Annotated in this window: 1 protein-coding gene; it reads right to left on the minus strand. The window is 66.2% G+C overall.

The genetic code is table 11. From position 1 onward, the window contains the following. Positions 1–397: transposase family protein (locus ACH107_RS33395; RefSeq protein ID WP_412509870.1), on the minus strand; the 397-nt coding region annotated here is incomplete at its 3' end. Positions 398–583: the final 186 nt, after the last annotated feature.

Here is a 583-nt window from a genome sequence, read left to right on the forward strand (position 1 = left end):
CGCCCACCTCCAACAGCTCGGCCACGGCCTTCACCGGCATCGCGCGCACCAGCGCGATCACGAAGGCGTCGAAAAGCTGCGTGAAGCCCGAGCCGCTGCGCGCCCAGGGCACCGTCACCTGCCGGGTCTTGCCGCACTCGCGGCAGGCGACCCGCGGGACCGCGGCATGGATGATGGCCTTGTGCTCGAAGAACCGCAGGTGTTCCCAGCTGCGCCGCCGCGTGTCGTGAACCGGCTGGTCCGCCGCGCCGCAGGACGGGCAGGTAAACCGGCTGCTAGGCTTGAACGTGACCTCGAAATCGATCTGTTTCATGGCCGCGTCAAACGCCACATCATCGACATACCACGGCGCCTCCAGCCCAAGCGCCATCGTGAAAAGGCTCGTCTCCGGCTCCATTCCGCCCTCCATCGTTCAGAACGGCCGAAGGCTACTCAAGAACCACGTGCAGGCCAACACCACCCGGCGCGTCCGCCGCTGCGATGGTTGAGGTCTACGCGCCGGACGCGCCTACCGGACGCACAAAATGTAGGGCCCGCTCAAGCCTCGATGACCCAGGCAACCCACACAAATCGAGAAGGGACC

It is taken from the genome of Roseovarius halophilus (ex Wu et al. 2025) (assembly GCF_047086965.1).